This window comes from Pseudoalteromonas sp. N1230-9, assembly GCF_032716425.1.
Lineage (GTDB): Bacteria > Pseudomonadota > Gammaproteobacteria > Enterobacterales > Alteromonadaceae > Pseudoalteromonas.
In genome coordinates this window covers 2581803-2603668 of sequence record NZ_CP090419.1, presented here as the reverse complement: position 1 = coordinate 2603668, position 21866 = coordinate 2581803, and the positions used below count along the sequence as shown (strand labels likewise).

At 42.0% G+C, this 21866-nt stretch carries 24 protein-coding genes; 22 read left to right on the top strand and 2 right to left on the bottom strand.

Annotated features, from left to right (window positions below):
* Positions 1-38: 38 nt before the first annotated feature.
* From fliQ to LY624_RS12075, 17 genes are all read left to right on the top strand, one after another.
* A complete protein-coding gene (gene fliQ / locus LY624_RS12155; protein WP_062569735.1) occupies positions 39-308 on the top strand; it encodes a flagellar biosynthesis protein FliQ in 270 nt (89 codons plus the stop codon).
* Entirely contained in the window at positions 309-1088 is a 780-nt protein-coding gene (fliR, locus tag LY624_RS12150; protein ID WP_130150477.1) for a flagellar biosynthetic protein FliR, read from the top strand.
* 9 nt (positions 1089-1097) lie between these two features.
* Entirely contained in the window at positions 1098-2228 is a 1131-nt protein-coding gene (flhB, locus tag LY624_RS12145; RefSeq protein ID WP_062569737.1) for a flagellar biosynthesis protein FlhB, read from the top strand.
* Between the two features lie 71 nt (positions 2229-2299).
* The gene (flhA, locus tag LY624_RS12140) at positions 2300-4411 is read left to right on the top strand and encodes a flagellar biosynthesis protein FlhA (protein WP_062569738.1); all 2112 of its coding nucleotides are present in this window, start codon (positions 2300-2302) and stop codon (positions 4409-4411) included.
* Between the two features lie 20 nt (positions 4412-4431).
* The gene (flhF, locus tag LY624_RS12135; RefSeq protein ID WP_341803077.1) at positions 4432-5907 is read left to right on the top strand and encodes a flagellar biosynthesis protein FlhF; all 1476 of its coding nucleotides are present in this window, start codon (positions 4432-4434) and stop codon (positions 5905-5907) included.
* A complete protein-coding gene (locus tag LY624_RS12130; RefSeq protein ID WP_062569740.1) occupies positions 5900-6760 on the top strand; it encodes a MinD/ParA family ATP-binding protein in 861 nt (286 codons plus the stop codon). The genes flhF and LY624_RS12130 overlap by 8 nt, the downstream gene beginning before the upstream one ends.
* Positions 6761-6786: 26 nt before the next feature.
* On the top strand, positions 6787-7497 hold the full coding sequence (locus tag LY624_RS12125; RefSeq protein ID WP_130150577.1) for an RNA polymerase sigma factor FliA: 711 nt from the start codon (positions 6787-6789) through the stop codon (positions 7495-7497).
* Positions 7498-7537: 40 nt separating this feature from the next.
* The gene (cheY, locus tag LY624_RS12120) at positions 7538-7921 is read left to right on the top strand and encodes a chemotaxis response regulator CheY (RefSeq protein WP_016708035.1); all 384 of its coding nucleotides are present in this window, start codon (positions 7538-7540) and stop codon (positions 7919-7921) included.
* 17 nt (positions 7922-7938) lie between these two features.
* Complete coding sequence (locus LY624_RS12115; protein WP_130150479.1) at positions 7939-8706, top strand: protein phosphatase CheZ; 768 nt, start codon at positions 7939-7941, stop codon at positions 8704-8706.
* 15 nt (positions 8707-8721) lie between these two features.
* On the top strand, positions 8722-11004 hold the full coding sequence (locus LY624_RS12110) for a chemotaxis protein CheA (protein WP_341803076.1): 2283 nt from the start codon (positions 8722-8724) through the stop codon (positions 11002-11004).
* Positions 11005-11079: 75 nt separating this feature from the next.
* A complete protein-coding gene (locus LY624_RS12105) occupies positions 11080-12213 on the top strand; it encodes a protein-glutamate methylesterase/protein-glutamine glutaminase (protein ID WP_130150481.1) in 1134 nt (377 codons plus the stop codon).
* The gene (locus LY624_RS12100; protein WP_237118149.1) at positions 12206-12970 is read left to right on the top strand and encodes a flagellar motor protein; all 765 of its coding nucleotides are present in this window, start codon (positions 12206-12208) and stop codon (positions 12968-12970) included. The genes LY624_RS12105 and LY624_RS12100 overlap by 8 nt, the downstream gene beginning before the upstream one ends.
* Positions 12971-12975: 5 nt before the next feature.
* Entirely contained in the window at positions 12976-13935 is a 960-nt protein-coding gene (locus LY624_RS12095; protein ID WP_237118150.1) for a flagellar motor protein MotB, read from the top strand.
* 11 nt (positions 13936-13946) lie between these two features.
* Positions 13947-14717, top strand: coding sequence for a ParA family protein (locus LY624_RS12090; protein ID WP_130150484.1), 771 nt, complete (start codon positions 13947-13949; stop codon positions 14715-14717).
* Between the two features lie 2 nt (positions 14718-14719).
* Positions 14720-15469 carry a chemotaxis protein CheW gene (locus LY624_RS12085; protein WP_341803075.1) on the top strand — a complete coding sequence of 250 codons (750 nt, stop codon included), beginning with the start codon at positions 14720-14722 and terminating at the stop codon, positions 15467-15469.
* Positions 15470-15490: 21 nt separating this feature from the next.
* Complete coding sequence (locus LY624_RS12080) at positions 15491-15988, top strand: chemotaxis protein CheW (RefSeq protein ID WP_058586379.1); 498 nt, start codon at positions 15491-15493, stop codon at positions 15986-15988.
* Positions 15989-16003: 15 nt separating this feature from the next.
* A complete protein-coding gene (locus LY624_RS12075) occupies positions 16004-16405 on the top strand; it encodes a DUF2802 domain-containing protein (protein ID WP_062569748.1) in 402 nt (133 codons plus the stop codon).
* A 20-nt stretch (positions 16406-16425) separates the two neighbouring features.
* On the opposite strand, the gene LY624_RS12070 is transcribed toward LY624_RS12075, so the two are convergent.
* Entirely contained in the window at positions 16426-16734 is a 309-nt protein-coding gene (locus LY624_RS12070; protein WP_130150486.1) for an EscU/YscU/HrcU family type III secretion system export apparatus switch protein, read from the bottom strand.
* A gap of 1 nt (position 16735) precedes the next feature.
* Positions 16736-19036: a flagellar hook-length control protein FliK gene (fliK, locus tag LY624_RS12065; RefSeq protein ID WP_341803074.1), complete on the bottom strand. Its 2301-nt coding sequence runs from the start codon at positions 19034-19036 to the stop codon at positions 16736-16738.
* 102 nt (positions 19037-19138) lie between these two features.
* On the opposite strand from fliK, the gene ccmA reads away from it, so the two are divergent.
* From ccmA to ccmE, 5 genes are read left to right on the top strand one after another with little or no spacing between them, the layout of a single operon-like run.
* Positions 19139-19759 (top strand): cytochrome c biogenesis heme-transporting ATPase CcmA, encoded by a 621-nt coding sequence (gene ccmA / locus LY624_RS12060; protein ID WP_341803073.1) that lies wholly within the window; start codon positions 19139-19141, stop codon positions 19757-19759.
* A complete protein-coding gene (gene ccmB / locus LY624_RS12055; protein WP_062569752.1) occupies positions 19759-20445 on the top strand; it encodes a heme exporter protein CcmB in 687 nt (228 codons plus the stop codon). Before ccmA ends, ccmB begins: the two co-directional genes overlap by 1 nt.
* A gap of 1 nt (position 20446) precedes the next feature.
* Positions 20447-21184 carry a heme ABC transporter permease gene (locus LY624_RS12050; protein WP_130150488.1) on the top strand — a complete coding sequence of 246 codons (738 nt, stop codon included), beginning with the start codon at positions 20447-20449 and terminating at the stop codon, positions 21182-21184.
* A 2-nt stretch (positions 21185-21186) separates the two neighbouring features.
* A complete protein-coding gene (gene ccmD, locus LY624_RS12045; RefSeq protein WP_130150489.1) occupies positions 21187-21390 on the top strand; it encodes a heme exporter protein CcmD in 204 nt (67 codons plus the stop codon).
* On the top strand, positions 21387-21866 hold the full coding sequence (gene ccmE, locus LY624_RS12040; RefSeq protein ID WP_062569755.1) for a cytochrome c maturation protein CcmE: 480 nt from the start codon (positions 21387-21389) through the stop codon (positions 21864-21866). Before ccmD ends, ccmE begins: the two co-directional genes overlap by 4 nt.

Below are 21866 nucleotides of genomic sequence, written 5' to 3'. Positions count from 1 at the left end.
GATGCTTAATGTGACCAATAGCAACTAGGAGCGATACGATGGAACCAGAAATCTTTGTTGATATTCTCAGTGGCGCACTTTTCTTAGTGATTAAATTAGTCTCAGCAATCGTTGTACCTGGTTTATTAGTGGGACTGGTTGTGGCTGTTTTCCAAGCGGCTACATCAATTAATGAGCAAACGTTAAGTTTTTTACCGCGTTTATTGATAACAATTAGCGCATTAATAATCGGTGGACATTGGTTTACTCAAGAGTTGATGGATTACTTTAATGGTTTAGTATTATCAATTCCAGAGATTGCAGGGTAAATGGAATTTCCATTTGCAGTGGTCATTCAGTGGTTAAGTGACTTTTTACTACCGCTGGTGCGCATTAGCTCCATGATTATGATAATGGCGGGCCTGGGCGCAAAAAACGTTCCTGCACGTATAAAATTAGGTTTGGCGGTAGTTATAACCTTAGTAGCCGTGCCTGTATTACCTCCGGCGAGTTTTACTAACTTGTTTTCGTTTGAAATGATACTGGTCGTTATTCAACAAATGTTGATTGGTGTTGCTATTGGCTTTGCATCTGTTTTGCTGCTCAATACCTTTGTGCTGGCAGGACAAATATTGGCAATGCAAACCGGTCTTGGTTTTGCGTCAGTGGTTGACCCTTCAAATGGTTTAAGCGTACCTGCGGTGGGTCAATTTTATCTCATATTAGCGACGTTATTGTTTTTTGTGTTCAATGGGCATTTGATGATGATTCAAATGGTCATCCACAGTTTTCAAGTTTTACCAATTGATGGTAGCTGGTGGTCAGTGGACCATTACTGGGATATCGTCACTTGGGGTGGCTGGATGTTCACCACAGCCCTCGTTTTAGCCTTAGCGCCATTGACAGCCATGCTAGTCATTAACATGTCGTTTGGGGTGATGACACGTGCAGCACCACAGCTTAATATTTTCTCGATTGGTTTCCCGTTCACCTTAGTGGCCGGTCTTGTGATCATTTGGGCGACGCTGGGCAACTTTATGACTCAGTTCGAGTTCCAGTGGCTGAAAATGGTTGAGTTGATGTGTAGCCTTGTTGGTTGTACCCCTTAGGAGCGCGTTATGGCTGAAGATTCAGGTCAAGAAAAAACCGAAGAACCCACCAGTAAAAAAATAGAAGACGCGAAGAAAAAAGGTCAAGTAGCTCGTTCGAAAGAGCTTGGTACAATGTTTGTTCTCATGTTTTCTGCTATTTCGCTGCTTTTGTACGGGCCAGAAATTGGCAAAGGCTTGTATAACGTAATGGGGCGATTGCTTAGCTTAAATCGTAATGAAACCTATGACACCACAAAAATGTTCTCGGTTTGGGGTGTTGTGGGTGATGCCTTGCTCTTTCCTATGGCGATGTTTGTTTTTATCATCGTTATTGCTGCTTTTATTGGTAATACCTTATTGGGGGGCTTTAATTTTAGTTGGAAAGCCGCTGCGCCCAAAGCCAATAAAATGTCTCCAGCTAAAGGCATAAAACGTATGCTAGGCCCACAAGCGGGGGTTGAATTGGTGAAGTCGCTGTTAAAATTTGCGGTTGTAGCTGGTTTTGCAGTGTTTTTAATTAATACCTTTTTCGATGAGATACTGCATCTGAGTATAGAAAGTGCACCTGGTAATATTATCCACTCCCTTGAGATTTTATCGTGGATGTTTTTAGGGCTGACATGTACTTTAATTGTTATTGCAGCTATTGATGCGCCTTACCAAAGTCATAAGCATCATAAAGAGCTGAAAATGACACTTCAAGAAGTCAAAGACGAGTATAAAAACTCAGAAGGTGACCCTCAAATAAAAGCACGTATTCGTCGTACGCAACGAGAAATGTCGCAACGACGGATGATGCAAGATGTGCCAGATGCGGATGTTATAGTCACCAACCCGACTCACTATTCTGTTGCCATTAAATATGACACAGCAAAAGCAGGGGCGCCTATCGTACTTGCTAAAGGCCTTGATGAGCTTGCTATGCAAATTCGTAAAGTGGGCAAGGGTAATGATGTTCCTATCGTTGAGTCGCCAGTACTTACGCGTGCGCTTTATCATACGACAGAAGTTGGACAGCAGATACCCGATCAACTGTTCACCGCGGTTGCACAAGTACTTGCTTATGTATTTCAGCTAAAACGCTTCAAAAAAGGTCGTGGTAAACGCCCAATCCCCCTGAATAAAAAACTGCCAATACCTGATGATTATAAATATTAGCGAGTCGCTTTGTAACTTGGAATAGTTATTGCAAATTCCGTGTAGTGTCAATTTTTTGAAATTGTTGAATTATGGAATTTAAAGCGGTATTACAACAACTTAATAAAGATAAAAAAGAGTATGCTAAAGGTGTGGGTACACCCTTACTAGTGCTAGCTGCGCTGGGTATGGTGATTTTACCACTGCCACCTTTTCTTTTAGATATTCTTTTTTCGTTTAATATCGCACTCGCACTTGTGGTACTTCTGGTCACGGTTTATACCATGAAGCCACTTGAGTTTGGCATGTTTCCAGCCGTTTTATTAATCGCCACGATTATGCGCCTTGCACTCAATGTTGCCAGTACCCGAGTTGTGTTACTTGAAGGCCACAACGGTGGCGACGCAGCAGGGAAGGTTATCGAGGCATTCGGCTCGGTGGTTATAGGTGGTAACTATGCCGTGGGTTTAGTGGTCTTCCTTATCCTCATTATCATTAACTTTGTTGTTATCACCAAAGGTGCAGGCCGCATTTCTGAAGTGTCAGCACGTTTCACCCTAGATGCAATGCCAGGTAAACAAATGGCGATTGACGCCGATTTAAATGCCGGTTTTATCAGTGCAGAACAAGCGCGTGAGCGCCGTGATGAAGTAACTCGTGAAGCTGATTTTTACGGTTCAATGGACGGTGCAAGTAAGTTCGTTAAAGGCGATGCCATCGCCGGTATCGTGATACTTGTAATCAATATTGTTGGTGGTTTATTTGTTGGTATGATCCAGCACGACTTAAGCTTTAGTCGAGCGATGGAGGTTTATACCCTGCTAACGATTGGTGATGGCCTAGTAGCGCAATTACCATCACTGTTACTTTCAATTGGTACGGCGATTGTTGTGACGCGTCAAAATGAGTCACATAACATGGGTGAGCAGTTTAAAACTCAGTTAGGTAACGAAAAATCTTTATATATTGCATCGGGTATTCTAATCACTATGGGCTTAGTGCCAGGTATGCCGCATATCGCATTTTTAAGTTTAGGTGCGTTGCTTGGCTATCTTGCATATTTCACGCAAAAACAAAAAGCAAAAGCCGAAGCAGAGCAAGCAGAAATCGAAGCAAATGGCGGAGCACCAGGCACCGGTGTTGCTAATAAACAAGAGCAAAAAGAGCTGGGCTGGGATGATGTTCAGCAAGTAGATGTTATTGGTCTAGAGGTTGGTTATCGTTTAATTCCACTTGTGGACCAATCACAAGGCGGAGAACTACTTAATCGCATTAAAGGCGTGCGTAAAAAACTATCTCAAGAACTTGGTTTCTTAGTACCTCCTGTGCATATTCGCGATAACTTAGAGCTCGATCCAAATGCATATCGCATTACGATGATGGGTGTATCAAGTGGTGAAGGTGAATTAAAGCACGGTGATGAGCTGGCAATTAACCCAGGTCAAGTTTTTGGCCCAATTAAAGGTGTTGAGACAAAAGATCCTGCATTTGGCCTTGATGCAGTATGGATCAAGCCAGATCAAAAAGACGAAGCCCAATCTCTTGGTTATACGGTTGTTGATTCTGCGACTGTGGTTGCTACACACATTAGTCAGTTGCTGACGAATAGCGCAGCCTTGCTACTTGGACATGAAGAAGTACAAAACTTATTAGATATGTTAGCGAAGAGCCATCCACGTCTTGTTGAAGGATTGGTGCCTGACGTTCTACCACTCACTACCGTTGTAAAAGTACTACAAAATTTACTTAATGAAGGGGTGGCAATTCGCGATATGCGTTCGATTGTTCAAACCCTTGTTGAATATGGCCCACGTAGCCAAGACCCTGATGTACTAACGGCTGCAGTGCGAATTTCACTACGTAGACTTATCGTTCAAGATGCTGTTGGTATGTCTTCTGAGATCCCTGTCATAACCTTGGCGCCTGAGTTGGAACAGATGTTGCATCAGTCACTTCAAAATGCAGGTGACGAAGGTGCCGGAATAGAACCAAGCCTTGCAGAGCGACTTCAACAATCATTGAATGAAGCGCATCAAAACCAAGAAATGGCCGGTGAACCTTCAATACTGTTAACGTCAGGAATGTTACGCACTGTGTTATCTCGTTTTGTTAAGTACACGATTCCAGGTTTAAGGGTCATGTCTTATCAAGAGGTACCAGACGAAAGACAGATTAAGATTGTCAGCTCAGTAGGCCAACAATAGGATAGTAAAGGGGTTGAACCATGAAAATTAAACGTTTTTTTGCTAAAGATATGCGCACTGCACTTAAAGAAGTGAAAGATGAGTTAGGTGTTGATGCGGTTATTATGTCAAATAAAAAGCTCGCTAACGGTGTTGAAATCGTTGCGGCTGTAGATTACGACAAAGCAGCCCCAAAAGCCGAAGCCGCGCCCGCAGCAGTGCAATCAAAACCTGCGCCACAGCATAACTTTGTAAAGCCTGAACCAATGCGTGCTAAACCTGAGCCGCAAGCAAAAGTTGCTGATAGCCTACAAGCGTTACTTGAGCGTCAAGCCCCACGCCCTCGTTCGCCTGAGCTTGCATCTATGTTTAGCCAATCTGGTATCGATACAGGCGAGCACTATCAGCCTAAAGAGCCTAGTTTTCAGCAGCAACCTGAGTTTGCTCAAAAGCCACGTTACCAACAACAAGCTGCGCCTCGTGTGCAAACGCAAGCTCATAGCTTAGGCTTTGATGACTTAGATGCAGGCTTTGATGATTTAGATTCGCCTGTTGAGCAGAAAAATTCTGCGCCTGCTAATCAATCAGAAATGGCGACAATGCGTGAAGAAATGAATGCGATTCGTCAATTACTTGAACATCAAGTATCGGGCTTAATGCAGCAAGATATGGCACGTCGTGATCCAACTCGTGCGTGTATGATTGACCGTTTAGCGGGGATGGGAATTGAGCGTGATGTTGCTGAGCAAATGGCGTGTTTTATTCCTGACGATGTTTCACGTCAACAAGCTTGGCAAGCACTCCTGCAAATGGTTGAAAACCAAATGCACACGACTAATAACGAAATCTTACGTCAAGGCGGTGTGTTTGCACTTGTTGGGCCTACAGGGGTTGGTAAAACAACCACTGTTGCTAAGCTTGCTGCGTTAGGTGCACAAAAATACGGTGCTGACAAAGTTGCATTAATTACGACGGATACATACCGTATTGGTGCCTACGAACAACTTGCTACTTATGGCCGTATTATTGGCTGTGGTGTTAAACAAGTAAAAGATGCAAATGAATTAGCTGAAGTGCTATACCATTTACGTAATAAGCGACTAGTATTAATAGACACAGCAGGAATGAGCCAACGTGATTTACGTTTGACTGAGCAGCTTAATACACTAATGCGTAATCAGCGTGTTGATATTCGTAGTTACTTAGTATTAAGTGCTACAGCACAAATAAATGTGTTGCAAGAAACCGTAAGACACTTTAAAAAGGTGCAACTAAGTGGTTGTATATTCACTAAGTTGGATGAATCACTAAGTTTAGGTGAGATTATTAGCATAGCGATTCAAAATCGCCTTCCGATAGGGTATCTTACCAATGGTCAGCGAGTTCCTGAGGATATTCGTGTTGCAAATGCCGAAAAACTAGTGAAAAAGGCTGAACAATTGTATTTAAAACGAGCAAAAGCACAACATTCACGACGTCAAGCAGTAGCGTCGAGCACAGTAGGGATGTATGATTAACACAGTATTAGATCAAGCAAGCGGCCTGCGCAAAATGAATCAAAATAATAATAGTGGCGTTAAAGTAATCGCTGTGACTGGCGGCAAAGGTGGTGTGGGTAAAACCAATGTTTCATTAAATACCGCTATTGCACTCGGTCAGCAAGGAAATCGAGTCTTAGTTCTCGACGCCGATTTGGGATTGGCAAACTGTGACGTCATGCTTGGCCTTCGTGTTGAACGTAACTTATCTCATGTTTTATCTGGCGAATGTGAGCTGGATGAAATCCTTGTTGAAGGCCCTGCGGGAATTAAAATAGTTCCTGCAACCTCTGGTTCGCAAAGTATGGTGGAACTTAGTCCTTCTGAACATGCTGGCCTTATCCGCGCGTTTAGCGAATTAAACACTGAGTTTGATATATTAATTGTCGATACCGCCGCGGGTATTTCTGACATGGTATTAAGCTTTTCACGTGCAGCACAAGATGTTGTTGTGGTTGTGTGTGATGAACCTACCTCGATTACCGACGCCTACGCACTCATTAAAGTACTGAGTCGTGAACACGGTGTGTATAAATTTAAAATTGTTGCCAATATGGTCCGCAGTATGCGTGAAGGCCAAGAATTGTTTGCTAAACTATCAAAAGTAACCGATCGTTTCTTGGATGTATCTATGGAATTAGTTGCAACAATACCGTATGACGAAAATATGCGTAAATCGACTCGACGCCAAAAAGTGATTGTTGAGTTGTTTCCTAGTTCGCCAGCAGCAGTCGCATTTAAAACATTAGCAACAAAAGCAGTTAAGTGGCCAATACCAAATCAACCATCAGGTCATTTAGAATTTTTTATTGAAAAACTAGTAAACGGCTAACTATGACAACATCGGTGAATAAAGCGATGGGATATCAATCAGCAAACAATTTGAATGCGATTGTCGAAAAGCATGCCTCTTTAGTCAAAAAAGTGGCATGTCATTTAATTGCTCGTTTACCCGCCAGTGTTCAATTAGACGATTTAATTCAATCAGGCATGATTGGCCTTATTGAAGCATCAAAAAACTTTGATGCGAGCAAAGGGGCAAGCTTTGAAACCTTCGCTGGTATTCGCATCCGTGGTGCGATGCTTGACGAAATTCGTCGGGGCGATTGGGCGCCTCGCTCTGTTCACCGAAATGCCCGCCTCGTTGCTGAAACCATTGCCTCATTAGAAAGTACTTTAAATCGAGAACCAAAAGATACAGAAGTTGCTGAAAAACTTGATATTACGCTTGATGAGTACCATCATATCTTACATGATGTAAACTCCAGTAGAGTACTGGGTATTGAGGATTTAGGTGTTGATGAAGATGTCATCACACCAATGGGCCAAGATTTAGCACTAGACAAACCGTTTAATAACGTTAAAAATGAACGGTTTAACCAATCTCTATTAACGGCTATTCAATCGTTACCAGAAAGAGATGCGCTTGTTTTGTCTTTGTATTACAACGATGAAATGAATTTAAAAGAAATAGGGCACATACTCGATGTAAGTGAATCGCGTGTGAGTCAAATACATGGTCAGGCGATGATTAAGCTCAAAGCAAAAATCAATGACTGGATTAATTAGTAGTAAGTAAATATAGGTTCAAACCTCACCGGAGGATGTTTTGGATAAAAACATGAAAATTCTTGTTGTTGATGATTTTTCTACAATGAGACGTATCATTAAAAACCTGTTAAGGGATTTAGGTTTCACCAATGTGCAGGAAGCTGATGATGGTTCAACAGCATTACCAATGCTACAAAATCAAGAGTTTGATTTTGTTGTCACCGATTGGAACATGCCTGGCATGCAAGGTATTGATTTGTTGAGAGCAATTCGTGCCGACGATAGCCTAAAGCATATTCCTGTGCTGATGGTGACAGCTGAAGCGAAAAAAGAACAAATTGTTGCTGCTGCTCAAGCGGGTGTTAATGGTTACATCGTTAAACCATTCACTGCTGCGACACTGAAGACCAAATTGGAAAAAGTGTTTGAACGTTTAGGTTAATCTAAGGGGAGAGGCTTATGTCAGCACTTGCTGCGCCTCAAATAAGTTTAGAGCAAGCTCGTCAACTTGTTGAGTATCTTGAAAATGGTGAACAAGAAAAAGCAGATAAGCTAATACTTGATACAGCATCAAAAGAACAATCAGAGTTGTTTGCAGAGGTCGGAAAATTAACGCGACAACTCCATGAAGCGCTAAAAAACTTTGATCTCGATACGCGTTTAACAGGCTTAACAACGGAAGCAATTCCTGACGCTAAACAGCGCTTAAATTATGTCATGGAAATGACAGAAAGCGCCGCTAATAAGACCATGGATGCAGTGGAAGCAAGTTTGCCAATTGCTCAGCAACTTGCAGACGATATAGCGACGATAAAACCTACATGGGATCGTTTGATGAATCGAGAAATTGAGCTCGGTGAATTCAAATCATTATGTCATAGCTTAGATAAGTTTATGAACAGCTCGCAAACTAAAACAGATGAGCTACAAGGCTTGATGACAAATGTGTTAATGGCACAAGATTATCAAGACTTAACAGGGCAAGTTATACGCCGAGTCATCGAGTTAGTGCGCGAAGTAGAAGACAGTTTAATCAATCTTTTAACTGTGTTTGGCAGTCAAGAAGATGGTCATCAAAAACAAGAAAAACAGGCCATAGAACAAGCACCTGCACAAAGCGATACGCTAGCAGGTCCTGAAGGGCCAATTATTGATAAAGAGTCTCGCGATGATGTTGTCTCAGGACAAGATGAAGTTGATGATCTATTATCAAGTCTGGGCTTCTAAGAGGAGAGTAGCTGCATGAGCTTTGAAGTCGATGAAGATATTTTACAGGATTTCCTAGTTGAAGCTGGGGAAATCTTAGAGCTTTTGTCAGAGCAATTAGTCGAACTGGAAAATAACCCAGAAGATAAAGATTTATTAAATGCTATTTTTAGGGGCTTCCATACCGTAAAAGGTGGGGCTGGCTTCTTAAGCATGACAGAACTTGTTGATGCATGTCATGGTGCCGAGAATGTCTTTGATTTATTACGTCAGGGCGGGCGCACTGTTACATCTGAATTAATGGATGTTATTTTACAGGCTCTCGATACAATAAATGAGATGTTTACGACCATTCAGAATCGTGAGCAGCCAGAGCCTGCGGATCCTGTCCTCCTTGAAGCCCTTCATAAATTAAGTCACCCACCAAGCGCTGAAGAACTTGCTGGTGAAGACACATCAATAACAGAGGCTGTCAGCACCGCGCCTGAAGAGCCTGTTGTTGAAGAACCTATCATCGACAGCTCAGAAGTAACTGCTGATGTGGCAACGGATAACACCGATGAAGACGACCCGTTTGCATTTGATATGTTGTTTGATGGTGGTTTGGCTGATACTCAGCCTGATGCACAAAATATTGATGAAATAACCGAAGATGAATTTGAAAGCTTACTTGATGAGCTACATGGTAAAGGGCAAAGCCCTGCAGCTGTTGAAGCCGAAAAAGTAAGTAATGACAGTGATGATATCACTGATGATGAATTTGACAGTTTGTTAGATGAACTTCACGGAGTTGGTAGCTTTGGTGAAGTAAAATCAACGAGCACACCAGAACAAGTGTCAGCTGAAAAGCCTGTTAGCACAGCATCACAGCCTGCTGGCAGTGAGGGTGACGATGAAATCAGTGACGATGAATTTGAAGCCCTGCTTGATGAGTTACATGGTAAAGGAACGGCGCCTAAATCATTAGAGCCTTCATCACCAGCGCAGCCTACAGAGCCAAAAGCACCTGAAACACCGAAAGCTGAGCCTAGTAAACCAGTGCCTCAAGCAAAACCAGCAACCCCTCCTCCTGCAAAAGCGGCTCAGCCTGCTCCTGTTGCAGCTAAAGCAGAACCTAAGCCAAGTGCCGCTGCGAAAAAAGCACCTGCACCACAGGCGGAAACGACGGTACGTGTTGATACTAAACGTCTTGACGAGATTATGAACATGGTTGGCGAACTGGTACTTGTTCGTAACCGCTTAGTCAGTCTTGCTAATAATGCCAATAGTGAGTCTATGGGTAAGGCTATCTCGAATTTAGACGTTGTCACAGCTGACTTGCAAGGTGCTGTGATGAAAACACGAATGCAGCCGATCAAGAAAGTATTTGGCCGTTTCCCTCGCGTTGTTCGTGATTTAGCACGTAGTTTGAAAAAAGATATTAATTTGCAGTTGGTTGGTGAGGAGACTGATTTAGATAAAAACTTAGTTGAAGCCCTCGCTGATCCACTTGTGCATTTGGTCCGTAACTCAGTTGACCATGGTATTGAAATGCCTGATGTACGTGAGGCCGCAGGCAAGCCTCGTACAGGTACTGTTACGCTATCAGCATCACAAGAAGGCGACCATATTCTACTTACCATCCGTGATGATGGTGCCGGTATGGATGCTGAGAAACTGAAAAAGATAGCAATCAGTAAAGGTGTTATCGATCATGACCAAGCTAGCAGACTATCTGATACAGAAGCGTATAATTTAATTTTTGCTCCTGGCTTCTCAACGAAAGAAGAGATTTCTGACATTTCGGGCCGTGGTGTGGGTATGGATGTGGTGAAAACCAAGATTACCCAATTAAATGGCTCAGTGAATATTCAGTCAGAACTTGGGGTCGGTACTGTACTTGAAATTAAAGTGCCGCTTACATTGGCTATTCTTCCAACATTGATGGTTATTGTTGGAGAGCAAACATTTGCGTTGCCACTTGCAGGTGTTAGTGAAATTTTCCACCTCGACTTAACCAAGACGAATGTTGTCGATGGGCAGCTGACGATTATTGTTCGTCAAAAAGCTATTCCGCTCTTTTATCTTGAGCATTGGTTAGTGAAAGGTGCAAATAGCCAAGAACGCAAAGCCGAAGGACATGTTGTTATTGTTCAAATAGGTACAAAACAGGTGGGCTTTGTTGTTGACTCATTGATAGGTCAAGAAGAAGTCGTTATCAAACCGCTAGATGCTTTATTACAAGGTACACCAGGCATGGCGGGTGCGACGATTACCTCTGATGGTGGGATTGCACTTATTTTAGATGTGCCAAGCATGCTTAAACATTACGTTGGCTAGCATTATTTAAACTCACTATTTTAAGTGCGCATTAATAGTGCGCACTTACACTGAACACATAACAAGAGAGTGCCAATGGCAGTCAAAGTATTAGTAGTCGATGATTCGAGCTTTTTTCGCCGCCGTGTTAGCGAAATTTTAGAGCAAGATAGTAATATCCAAGTTGTAGGCTTTGCCGTGAATGGCCGAGAAGCTGTTGATAAGGCAAAAGAGCTTAGGCCTGATGTTATTACTATGGACGTTGAAATGCCTGTTCTTGATGGTATTAGTGCCGTTAAAGAGATCATGGCTGCAACACCAACGCCTATTTTAATGTTTTCTTCATTAACTCGTGATGGTGCAACAGCAACACTTGATGCGCTTGATGCGGGGGCTTTGGACTTTTTACCGAAAAAGTTTGAAGATATTGCCCGAAATAATGAAGATGCAATCGCACTTTTACAAAATAAAGTAAAAGAAATTGGTCGCCGTCGCATTTCACGTTTTACACGTCCTGCTCCGCCACCTCGCCCTGCATCTACAACCTCTACAAGCACAAGAAGCGGTGGTATTGTTCAGCCTGATCGTAGTTTCAGCCGACCAGCACCAGCTCCGGCTTCATCGACGAGCAATGTGCGAGCTTCAGGCAAGCAGTATCAAGTTGTCGCAATTGGTACATCAACGGGGGGCCCTGTTGCTTTACAAACCATATTAACTCAACTGCCAGCTAATTTTCCGCACCCTATTTTACTTATTCAGCATATGCCTGCTGCATTTACACCTGCTTTCGCTGCACGACTAAATGGTTTGTGTAAAATTAAAGTGAAAGAAGCGCAACAAGGCGACCGATTAGTACCAGGCACCGCTTATTTAGCACCGGGTGGTCAGCAAATGCTGGTAGAAGGGCGTGGAAGCTCTCGAACATTACGTGTTTTCGAGGATGATAGTCCTCGCATTACATACAAACCGAGTGTGGATGTAACATTTGCAAGTGCTGCTAAAGCATTTGGTGGTGATGTATTGGCAGTTGTACTTACTGGTATGGGGGCTGATGGTCGAGATGGTGCCCGTATGTTAAAACAAGCTGGTGCGACGATATGGGCGCAAGATGAAAAAACCAGTGTTGTTTATGGTATGCCGCAAGCCGTTGCCAATGCAGGCCTTGCTAGTGAGAGCTTAGCGCTTAACGACGTTGCTGCACGTTTAACACGAGAGACCGGTTGTGGATAAACTGTCGTTTCTTGGTTTAATTGTTGCTGTTAGCGCCATTGCTTTTGGTTATGCGCTTGAAGGTGGGGTGGTAAGCGCTCTATTTAATGGCCCCGCACTGATTATCGTGCTAGGTGGTACCTTAGGCGCTGTAATGTTACAAACACCAAGCAGTGTATTTTCTAAAACAGTAAAAATTAGCCATTGGGTATTTTTCCCCCCTTATCACGATATAGATGCAGCCATTGAGCAGGTGAAGCGTTGGTCTCAAAAGGCGCGCCAAGAGGGGTATCTTTCGCTTGAAGACGAGTCCTTGGCACATCACGATCCTTATGCGGCAAAAGGGCTAAGTATGTTAGTTGATGGAGCCGGTGAAACTAAGCTTAGAGACACACTTGAAATCGACTTAATGCTCGAGCGTGAAAGATTAATGGAAGTGAGCCGTGTATATGAAGCCATGGGTGGCTACAGTCCAACCATTGGTATCTTAGGTGCGGTACTTGGGCTTATTCAAGCAATGCAATTTATAACTGATCCTGAAAAGCTTGGAGCAGGGGTCGCGACAGCATTTATTGCGACCATTTACGGGGTTGGTTTAGCAAACTTACTTTTCTTACCAATGGCAAATAAATTAAAGCAACAAATTGAACAAAAAATGCTGTACCACGAATTACTTGCCGAAGGGATTATAGCTATTGCTCAAGGTGAAAGTCCGTTAAATATTGAACTCAAACTTGAGGCGTATCGTGTTGAGCGTCCAAGCTTAGTTCGCGAGTAATTCCTATGATGCGCCGTCGCATGCGTCATAAAATTCAAAAAAGCCAACATACAGAGCGTTGGCTTGTTTCTTATGCTGATTACATGACCATTATGTTTGCCTTTTTTGTGGTCATGTATGCAATTGCTATTAGCAAGAATGAAGATTTCCAAGTGTTATCTGATTCACTAGAGCAAGTATTTGATAAATCAGCGCGTACTCATCAGCAGGCTGGAACTGGGATACACGGTACTGGCATTTTAACTGACCGCGTTACGCCTGAAAGTGACGTTTTATATGGTGAAAGTATTCTTAAAGAAGAGCAAGGACCTAAATTAATCGATGGACAAGCTGATACCAGTAATATCGAAAAAAAGCATTTAGGAAAACCGCTAGATAGTTTACTTAGCAAGCTACAATCAGCATTGATTGATGAGATCCGTAATGGTGAGGCAAGCCTTGAGCTTAATCAAGACTGGCTGATAATTGAATTAAGTTCAGGCATGTTGTTCTCATCGGGAAGTGCTGTTGCTCAACAACGTGCTAAACAAGTTGTTGCATTAGTTAAAGACATTATCGCTCCTGTAGATAATTACATTCGTGTAAGAGGTTATACCGATAACGAAGGTATTCGTAATGAAATGTTTCGATCTAACTGGGAACTGTCGGTCGCAAGAGCAACATCAGTATTGGTTGAGCTTGAAGAGCTAGGAATAAACCCTGCTCGCATGGCCATTGAGGGATATGGTCAATACTCACCCTTTTCTAGTAATGAAACAGAGCAAGGGCGTGCAGAAAATCGTAAAGTCGTTGTGGCACTTTCTAAATATGGTTTACCAGAACAAGCACAGCAGGATACCAATGAACAGGCTAATCCTAGTGTAAAAGAGAGTACAGAAATTGAGTTGCCAAGCAATGACAACACGATTAAAGTGATCCAATTACCTCACGGTGGCATTCGAATTACCACGCGCAATGAACAATAATAAGGTGTGATGTGAAAATTTGGACAGTAGCGAATCAGAAAGGCGGAGTGGGGAAAACCACAACCGCTGTTAGTCTTGCTGGCACGCTTGCATTACAAGGGAAACGGGTATTATTAATAGATACCGATCCACATGCTTCATTAACTTATTATTTTGGTATCGATTCAGAAGAGTTAGAGATTAGCGTCTACGATATTTTTGCTCGTGGCAACAGTATGGCCAGCGAAGAAATCTTACAAGCACTTTGCCCGTCAACACTTGAGAACCTAGATATTTTACCTGCAACCATGGCGATTGCGACCCTCGATAGAAGTATGGGCAATAAAAATGGTATGGGTCTTATACTAAAAAAAGCGCTGGCAAAAATTAGCGAACATTATGACTATGCAATTATCGACTGTCCGCCTGTATTAGGTGTATTAATGGTTAATGCCTTAGCTGCCAGCGAACGTATTTTAGTGCCAGTACAAACAGAGTTTTTGGCTCTCAAAGGCCTTGATCGCATGATGCGTACCATGGAATTGATGCAAACATCGCAATCTAAACAATATCAGTATACGATTATACCAACAATGTACGACAAACGGACTAAAGCATCCCTTGAAGCCTATAAAACTCTGCAGGATAATTACAAAGATAAAGTGTGGTCGGGTGTAGTACCGGTTGATACCAAATTTAGAGATGCAAGTTTGGCGCAGCAAGTACCTATTCAATTTTGTCCTCGATCACGAGGGGTATTTGCGTATCGCGCACTGCTTGATTATTTAGTTGCACAAGGTTAAAGATGAGTAACAAACACTTATTTGCTAACGAAAAAGTGATGACCCAATACTTGGGGGCATTACTGTGCGAGGAAGAACCTGAACAGCAAAACCTTGAACCTGTGGCTAAGTTACTTGAACAAGTAAATGAGTCAAAAGATAACTCGTTACCTCTAGAAGTAGAGCAAAAAGTAGAAACACCGGTTATTGAACCTATTAAAGAGCTTGAGAAAACCGAGAACCAAGCTAATATCAAAGATATAGTAGAACAAAAACAGACCGAGATTGTTGCTAAAACCTCGTCTGAGCGACAAGAAGACTACTTTGATGGTGAATTTCAAGCACTGTTTTTTGAGGTTGCAGGCTTAACGTTAGCCGTTCCTTTGAAAGCATTAGGGGGCATTCATCAACTAACAGAGGTTAATCAGTTATTTGGCAAACCTAAGTGGTTTAAAGGTGTGATGCTAAATCGTGATGAAAAACTGAATGTAGTGGATACAGCACGTTGGGTGATGCCTGAAAAGTATGATGAAAAATTAGAACAGTCACTCGATTATCAATATTTAATCACCTTAGGTGACAGTCAATGGGGATTATTGGCTGAAAAGCTCGTAAACAATATTACACTTCGCGAAGAAGATGTAAAATGGCGAGCAAAATCAGGCAAGCGGCCTTGGCTTGCTGGCGTTATCAAAGAGAAAATGTGCGCCTTGATTGACGTTGAAAATTTATACCAATTGCTAGAGCAGGGCTTAGACAGCCGTGAGCAGTAACTATTTTTACGGAGTAATAGCATGAGTGAAGAAAGACTACTGTCAGCGAATAAAAATGCTGATAGCAACGATGAAGTGTTACAGTGGGTAACCTTTAAACTTGAAGAAGAAACGTACGGCATTAACGTAATGCAAGTACAAGAAGTGCTTCGCTATACCGAAATTGCTCCTGTTCCAGGTGCGCCTTCTTATGTGCTTGGAATTATTAACCTGCGTGGTAATGTTGTGACTGTAATCGACACCCGTGCACGTTTTGGCTTGATGGGCGCAGAGGTAACGGATAATTCTCGCATTGTCATTATCGAAGCGGAGAAGCAAGTTATCGGTATCTTGGTTGATAGCGTTGCTGAAGTTGTGTATCTACGTAGCTCTGAAATTGACAGTGCGCCGAATATTGGCACAGAAGAAAGTGCTAAGTTTATCCAAGGTGTATCTAACCGTGATGGTGAGTTACTGATCTTGGTTGACCTTAATAAACTTTTAAATGACGAAGAGTGGGATGAGCTGAGCGCATTATAAACGCTCAGAATTTATATGCTGTTATACTCTTTGTTTGGAGCCTCAATCTTACTATTTTTGGTATGTTTGGGGCTTATTTTTGTTAATAACAACAAGCACGCTACGGCGTTAAAAGCAAAGCAACAACAAGTGCAAGATGCTCAGCAACAGTTGAGTATTTTACGCAGCGAAGTGGCTGAAATGCGAGCTGGCATGCTAAGTATTGGCAAAAGATTGGTTGCTGTTGAAGATAAAAATCAAGAACTTGAACAACTTCAAGATGCGCAAAAATATGATGACCCCAATGCGAAAATTTACTCGCGTGCGGTAAAAATGGTAGAACTTGGTGCCGACTTGGAGGAGATTATTCGCGAGTGTGAATTACCCAGAGCTGAGGCTGAGTTACTCATGTCATTACATAAACAAAAGGGCGCTTAATTAGCGCCTTTTCTATTTATTTAAGCCTGAATGTTCAGCTTTCCTTGAAAGTCCTGCCAACCAGGGGGAAATTTTCCTCTTAATACATATGAAAAAGCAATAAGCTCGGCGATTACGTAGTATAGTTCCTTAGGTATTTCTTCACCTAACTCAAGATGTGCAAGTGTTTTTGCTAAATCAGCATCTTGATGAATTAAAATACCTTTTTCTTCAGCCAGTTTTACTATTTCATCAGCAAGCTCGCCAAACCCTTTCGCTGTTACTTTTGGTGAATTGCCTACCTCATACAGGAGGCCTATGGCGGATTTATGTTTGAGGTCATCTTTCATATTAAACCTTTACATTAATGATTGCATGAGACTGGTAAAATGCATGGTGTGTTGGCACACCTTGTTTTAAGTTTAGTTCAGCGATATTTAAACCGTGACTGGCGAGTTTGTGGCGTAACGTTTCTAAATGTGGGTGAGCTAATGCAGTTACATCTTGTGATGATGCCAATAATTGACATTCAACGGCTTTATCCATTATTTCAGCAGTTACTTGTAGCTGACCAAGCTCAGCATAGTCAAAGTTAAGCCTCACGAACCATACATCCTTACTTTCTAATTTATTTTTGCTCGGTTTTTTATAATGACCTAGGCTAATTTCAGTTTGCCCAATTTCTGGCGGTAATTTCATTGGTAAAAAGAATTGCGCTAAAGGGTTAGAGTCTTGCTGCTGGTTTATCGGGGTTGTTTGTACCTGTGATAAGTTCGATTTCAATTGGCCAATTTCATTAGCAAGAGTTTGGAGATTAGTTTGCTGTAACTGCTCAAGCATTTTGTTACTGTCGAGGGCTTTAAAGTTTGGTACTAATACTTGCAATAGAGCATCAAGCCCATGTTGGTTGTTAAAACCTATCGCAGTGGGGGACTGACTAATTATAGGCGCGGCGAGGGTTGTAACTGCGAGCTGCTCTAGTCCTTGATTAAAGCTAGCCTGTAGATTCTGTGGCGATAATGATGCAGGCCTTAAAATACTCAACAGTTCACGCTCGATAGTTACTGGAAGTGTATTTTGAACAGAGATCATTCTGTTGAATGCTTGATTCACCAATCGGTTTAAGTCTATTGATGGGGTGTTATTACTTTGGCTAAGCTGATCAAGTTTTTGACTTAATTGAACAGGCACAGTGGTACTAATAAGTTGCTTACTCTCACTTTGAGGTATTAATGTTGCGACGAGCTTAGCCTCAAGTGGCTGCATTAATTGTAAGGGCCGCGCTAAATTTGGTTCTTTAGATGCTAAAAACGCTGCATTAGCATTGTTGTTATTCGTTGCAGTTTTGCTGTGTTGTAATAGTTCGGTATTTGTAGTGAGTGCAGCTAAACCTGCTTTTACCTGTTGAAAAAGCTGAATCATCGGCGGCGAATTATTATAGTGTGTGGGTAGCATTACTTGGGCTGTGGTCATTGGTACTTTTGAAGATGTATTTGCCCACGGAGCGTGTAGTTCAGCCAACTTAATAATATCTATTTTTTTTGTATTAAAGCCAAGATCTGCCAAAGATGAAGCGTTTTTCAATAAAGGCGAGTTTAAATTTGCTGTATGTTTTTGAGTTGCTGGCAGCTTTTCAAAATACCGTACCGCATCGCTTATACGTGTTTTTAAATCAGCAAAACTGTCTTTTAACCAAGAGCGTATAGGTGAATCAGTGGAACTCAAAGGCTGTGCCGATGGTATAAAGGTACTTTTATTTGGTTGCTCTTTAAGTAATTGATGAAATGTGTCGGTTAAAGAATTTTTTAAAATAAACTGCTCATTGATAGGTTTACTTACCAGCTTTAATCCATTGCGGATTACCTGTGGGGTTAGTTTAATGTCTTTAGAATTTAGCTGTAGCTGGGTTAGTAACTGTTTACTTTCATTTGTGGGAAGATCTTTAAATTGCAGTATCATCGATGCCATTGCTTTGTTTGCAATGGTAACCTGTAGCTGCTTCGCAGATAAATTGAGTGCGAGTTCAGGTGCTAATTTAGCTAAGATTTCTGCCACTTTTTGCTGGCTAACAGCTTGTTGATGTAAAGAGTCACCATAACGGTTCAAAATATTTAATGTAAACTCAGCGTGTTTAGTCGTTGCAGGTAACATAACTGCTTGTAGAGGTGCTGCTGATTTCAAAAGTGTGCTGAGTGTGTTGTTTAACATAAACTCGGCTTTTAAAGTCGGTATGCTTAAAGCCGGTTTATTGTTCGGAATTGTTGCAGGAAGTATTGCTGTTGTTTGACTGTCGCCTTGCGCTAAAAGGTTTAAAAGAGCTTGCAACTGAGGAGCTTTACTTAATGTCATACTAACCGGTGTCGGTGTGATGCTAAGCTGCTTACCATCATGATTCAACGAAACGTTAGCTGAAGCATACTTAGCTAATTGGTTATTCGTTTGCTGGGTAGATAAACGTAATGTTTGCCACGAATCATCGAGTAATACATCCATTTGCACTGAGTGTTTGCTAATAACAATATTACGGGCACTTAGAGTTTGTTCACTAAGTGCTTGTATCGCTTCGTTTGATGAATTTTGCGCAACGCGACTGACTCCTGTGCTCTCAAGGTTTAGTTGTGTAGTTAGCGTTAACGGGCTCTGTTTATTCATTATTTTAGATCAAATATAAGTTAATCGTTTTAAAGCAATATTCGTATTACCCTATCATTATGGTAGACTATCGCCTAATTTTGGGTATAGAGAATCGTCATCTTGTTACACATTAAGTCCGTCACCTGCATCAAACAAGATCGTTGTTTGTTTGCGGATCTTAATTTCAGCTTGAAATCGGGACAAATTATGCAGTTAGCTGGTCCAAACGGGGCTGGTAAAACATCATTATTGCGTATTATCGCAGGTTTCGCTACGGCGGATGAAGGTGATGTTTTGTTCCAAGAGCGAACGATTGCCAAGTACTATGACGAATATGCACAAGAGCTGTTATTTATTGGCCACAAAACCGGTGTAAATACGCAGCTTACTGCACTTGAGAATGTCGCTTTTTGGCTAAAAATAAATGGCTACGATACGCACCAAGATTTATACCCTATTTTAGCTAAAATTGGTTTGGTTGGCCTAGAAGATGTTCCAGTACGTATGCTCTCAGCAGGGCAACAACGTCGGGTTGCTTTGGTAAGGCTTTGGTTGAATAACGCTAAACTTTGGATTCTTGATGAACCATTTACAGCCCTTGATAAAAGCGGTGTTATATTTTTACAAGAGCGCTTTGTTGAGCACCTAAATGCAGGTGGGGCGATTTTACTGACCACCCACCAAGACTTAACCACCCATTTTAGTGATCTAAAAACAGTGACTTTGGAGTATCGCCACTGATGGTAAAGCAGCATTCTTATTGGCAATTATTCTCTGCGGTTTTTTTTAAAGATCTTAAATTAGCGTTTCGTCAGCGAGCTGAAATCGTTAATCCTATTTTATTTTTTCTTATCGTTATTACACTTTTCCCGTTAGCTATCGGCCCTGAACCGGGTCTACTAGCACGCATGGCACCTGGCATTATTTGGGTTGCTGCCTTGCTTTCAACTATGTTGGGCTTAGATAAATTATTTCGTGATGATTATCACGACGGCACATTAGAACAGCTGATTGCGTCGTCATATCCGTTACCATTAACGGTGCTTGCTAAAGTGGCCGCACACTGGGTGATCACTGGATTACCGTTGGTGCTGATGACACCTGTATTTGCTTTATTATTGAATTTAGAAAGTTCAGCGCTTTTGGCAACGGTGCTTACTCTTTTATTGGGTACACCTTTGCTTAGCTTTATAGGTGCAATTGGCGCTGGACTGACTGTGGGGTTACAAAAAGGCGGCATTTTGATGAGTTTGCTTGTTTTGCCTTTGTATATCCCCGTACTAATTTTTGCAACCTCTGCTATTGATACCAGCTCTATGGAGCTCGCCTATAGCGGACAGCTTGCAATCCTTGGTGCCATGCTAATCGTAGCGATTATAGCGGCACCAATTGCCATATCGTCAGCATTGAAAGTGAGTGTAAGTTAATATGTGGAAGTGGTTACATCCCTACGCAAAAGCAGATCGTGCTTACCAATTGTGTAACACCTTACTGCCTTATTTCGCCGTCGTTACGGTGGTTTGTATGATTGTTGGATGGGTCTGGGGGCTTGCTTATGCGCCAGCAGATTATCAACAAAAAGACAGCTATCGAATTATTTTTATCCATGTGCCTTCAGCTATTTTGTCTATGGGTGCGTATTCTTCTATGGCGATCGCAGCTGTGATCGCACTAGTATGGCAGCTACGTAATGCAGAACTTGCAGTGATTGCAATTGCACCTGTTGGGGCGTGTGTGACAGCAATTGCATTGATCACCGGTGCTGCATGGGGAAAACCTATGTGGGGTGCTTGGTGGGTGTGGGATGCACGTTTAACATCAGAGCTTATTCTATTATTTTTATATTTGGGGGTATTATCGCTTTATCATGCCTTCGAAGATAAAAAATCGGCAGGGCGTGCCGCGTGTATTTTAGCTATTGTTGGCGTGATTAATCTGCCAATTATTCATTTTTCTGTAGAGTGGTGGAATACACTTCACCAAGGCGCAACAATCACTAAGTTTGATACTAAAGCCATCGATCCTAGTATGTTCTGGCCGCTTATGGTGAACATAGTTGCCTTTGCTGGCTTTGTAGGTACAGTGACATTAATTCGTCTTAAAAACGAAATTTTACAACGTGAAAAGCACCGCCCATGGGTGCGTCAGTTGCTTGAGCGAGGTTAATCATGCAGTTTGATTCTTTTGCAGATTTTATTGCCATGGGAGGCTATGGCTTTTATGTATGGTTGTCTTTTGGCACCTGTGCATTAATTTTACTTGGTATTTTATTTAGTTCGTTAAACGATACGAAACGTATTTTCTCTTCAGTTAAGCAACAAGTGCAACGTGAAGAGCGCATTAAAAAAGCGAAACAAGGGGCAGGTCAATGAATCCAAGACGTAAAAAACGTTTATTAGCTGTTGTAGCCATCATTTTTGGCGTGGGTGCAACCATAGGTTTAGTGCTCTATGCGCTGCAAGAAAACATCAATTTATTTTATACCCCTAGTGAATTAGTCGACGGTAAAGGTCCGAATAAAGAGAAGCCACACGTTGGACAAAAACTACGTATTGGTGGCATGGTTGTGCCAGGTTCTGTAGTACGCGATGAATCAAGTTTAAAGGTGAGTTTTAAGCTAATTGATACTGGCCCAATGGTGACTATAAATTACCAAGGTATCTTGCCGGATTTATTCCGCGAAGGGCAAGGGATTGTTGCGCAGGGCGTACTTGTTAAAGCGAATGAAATTGATGCCTTTGAGGTACTTGCCAAACATGATGAAGAGTACATGCCAGCGGAAGTTGCAGAAGCAGTGAAAGGTATTAAGCATGAAAAACCGACCTATAACTTAGATAACGGCAATTAA

Excerpts from the sequence above, each read along its gene's own strand:
- fliQ (WP_062569735.1), top strand. The coding sequence starts at position 39 with ATGGAACCAGAAATCTTTGTTGATATTCTCAGTGGCGCACTTTTCTTA.
- fliR (WP_130150477.1), top strand. The coding sequence starts at position 309 with ATGGAATTTCCATTTGCAGTGGTCATTCAGTGGTTAAGTGACTTTTTA.
- flhB (WP_062569737.1), top strand. The coding sequence starts at position 1,098 with ATGGCTGAAGATTCAGGTCAAGAAAAAACCGAAGAACCCACCAGTAAA.
- flhA (WP_062569738.1), top strand. The coding sequence starts at position 2,300 with ATGGAATTTAAAGCGGTATTACAACAACTTAATAAAGATAAAAAAGAG.
- flhF (WP_341803077.1), top strand. The coding sequence starts at position 4,432 with ATGAAAATTAAACGTTTTTTTGCTAAAGATATGCGCACTGCACTTAAA.
- LY624_RS12130 (WP_062569740.1), top strand. The coding sequence starts at position 5,900 with ATGATTAACACAGTATTAGATCAAGCAAGCGGCCTGCGCAAAATGAAT.
- LY624_RS12125 (WP_130150577.1), top strand. The coding sequence starts at position 6,787 with ATGGGATATCAATCAGCAAACAATTTGAATGCGATTGTCGAAAAGCAT.
- LY624_RS12115 (WP_130150479.1), top strand. The coding sequence starts at position 7,939 with ATGTCAGCACTTGCTGCGCCTCAAATAAGTTTAGAGCAAGCTCGTCAA.
- LY624_RS12110 (WP_341803076.1), top strand. The coding sequence starts at position 8,722 with ATGAGCTTTGAAGTCGATGAAGATATTTTACAGGATTTCCTAGTTGAA.
- LY624_RS12105 (WP_130150481.1), top strand. The coding sequence starts at position 11,080 with ATGGCAGTCAAAGTATTAGTAGTCGATGATTCGAGCTTTTTTCGCCGC.
- LY624_RS12095 (WP_237118150.1), top strand. The coding sequence starts at position 12,976 with ATGATGCGCCGTCGCATGCGTCATAAAATTCAAAAAAGCCAACATACA.
- LY624_RS12085 (WP_341803075.1), top strand. The coding sequence starts at position 14,720 with ATGAGTAACAAACACTTATTTGCTAACGAAAAAGTGATGACCCAATAC.
- LY624_RS12080 (WP_058586379.1), top strand. The coding sequence starts at position 15,491 with ATGAGTGAAGAAAGACTACTGTCAGCGAATAAAAATGCTGATAGCAAC.
- LY624_RS12075 (WP_062569748.1), top strand. The coding sequence starts at position 16,004 with ATGCTGTTATACTCTTTGTTTGGAGCCTCAATCTTACTATTTTTGGTA.
- LY624_RS12070 (WP_130150486.1), bottom strand. The coding sequence starts at position 16,734 with ATGAAAGATGACCTCAAACATAAATCCGCCATAGGCCTCCTGTATGAG.
- fliK (WP_341803074.1), bottom strand. The coding sequence starts at position 19,036 with ATGAATAAACAGAGCCCGTTAACGCTAACTACACAACTAAACCTTGAG.
- ccmB (WP_062569752.1), top strand. The coding sequence starts at position 19,759 with ATGGTAAAGCAGCATTCTTATTGGCAATTATTCTCTGCGGTTTTTTTT.
- LY624_RS12050 (WP_130150488.1), top strand. The coding sequence starts at position 20,447 with ATGTGGAAGTGGTTACATCCCTACGCAAAAGCAGATCGTGCTTACCAA.
- ccmD (WP_130150489.1), top strand. The coding sequence starts at position 21,187 with ATGCAGTTTGATTCTTTTGCAGATTTTATTGCCATGGGAGGCTATGGC.
- ccmE (WP_062569755.1), top strand. The coding sequence starts at position 21,387 with ATGAATCCAAGACGTAAAAAACGTTTATTAGCTGTTGTAGCCATCATT.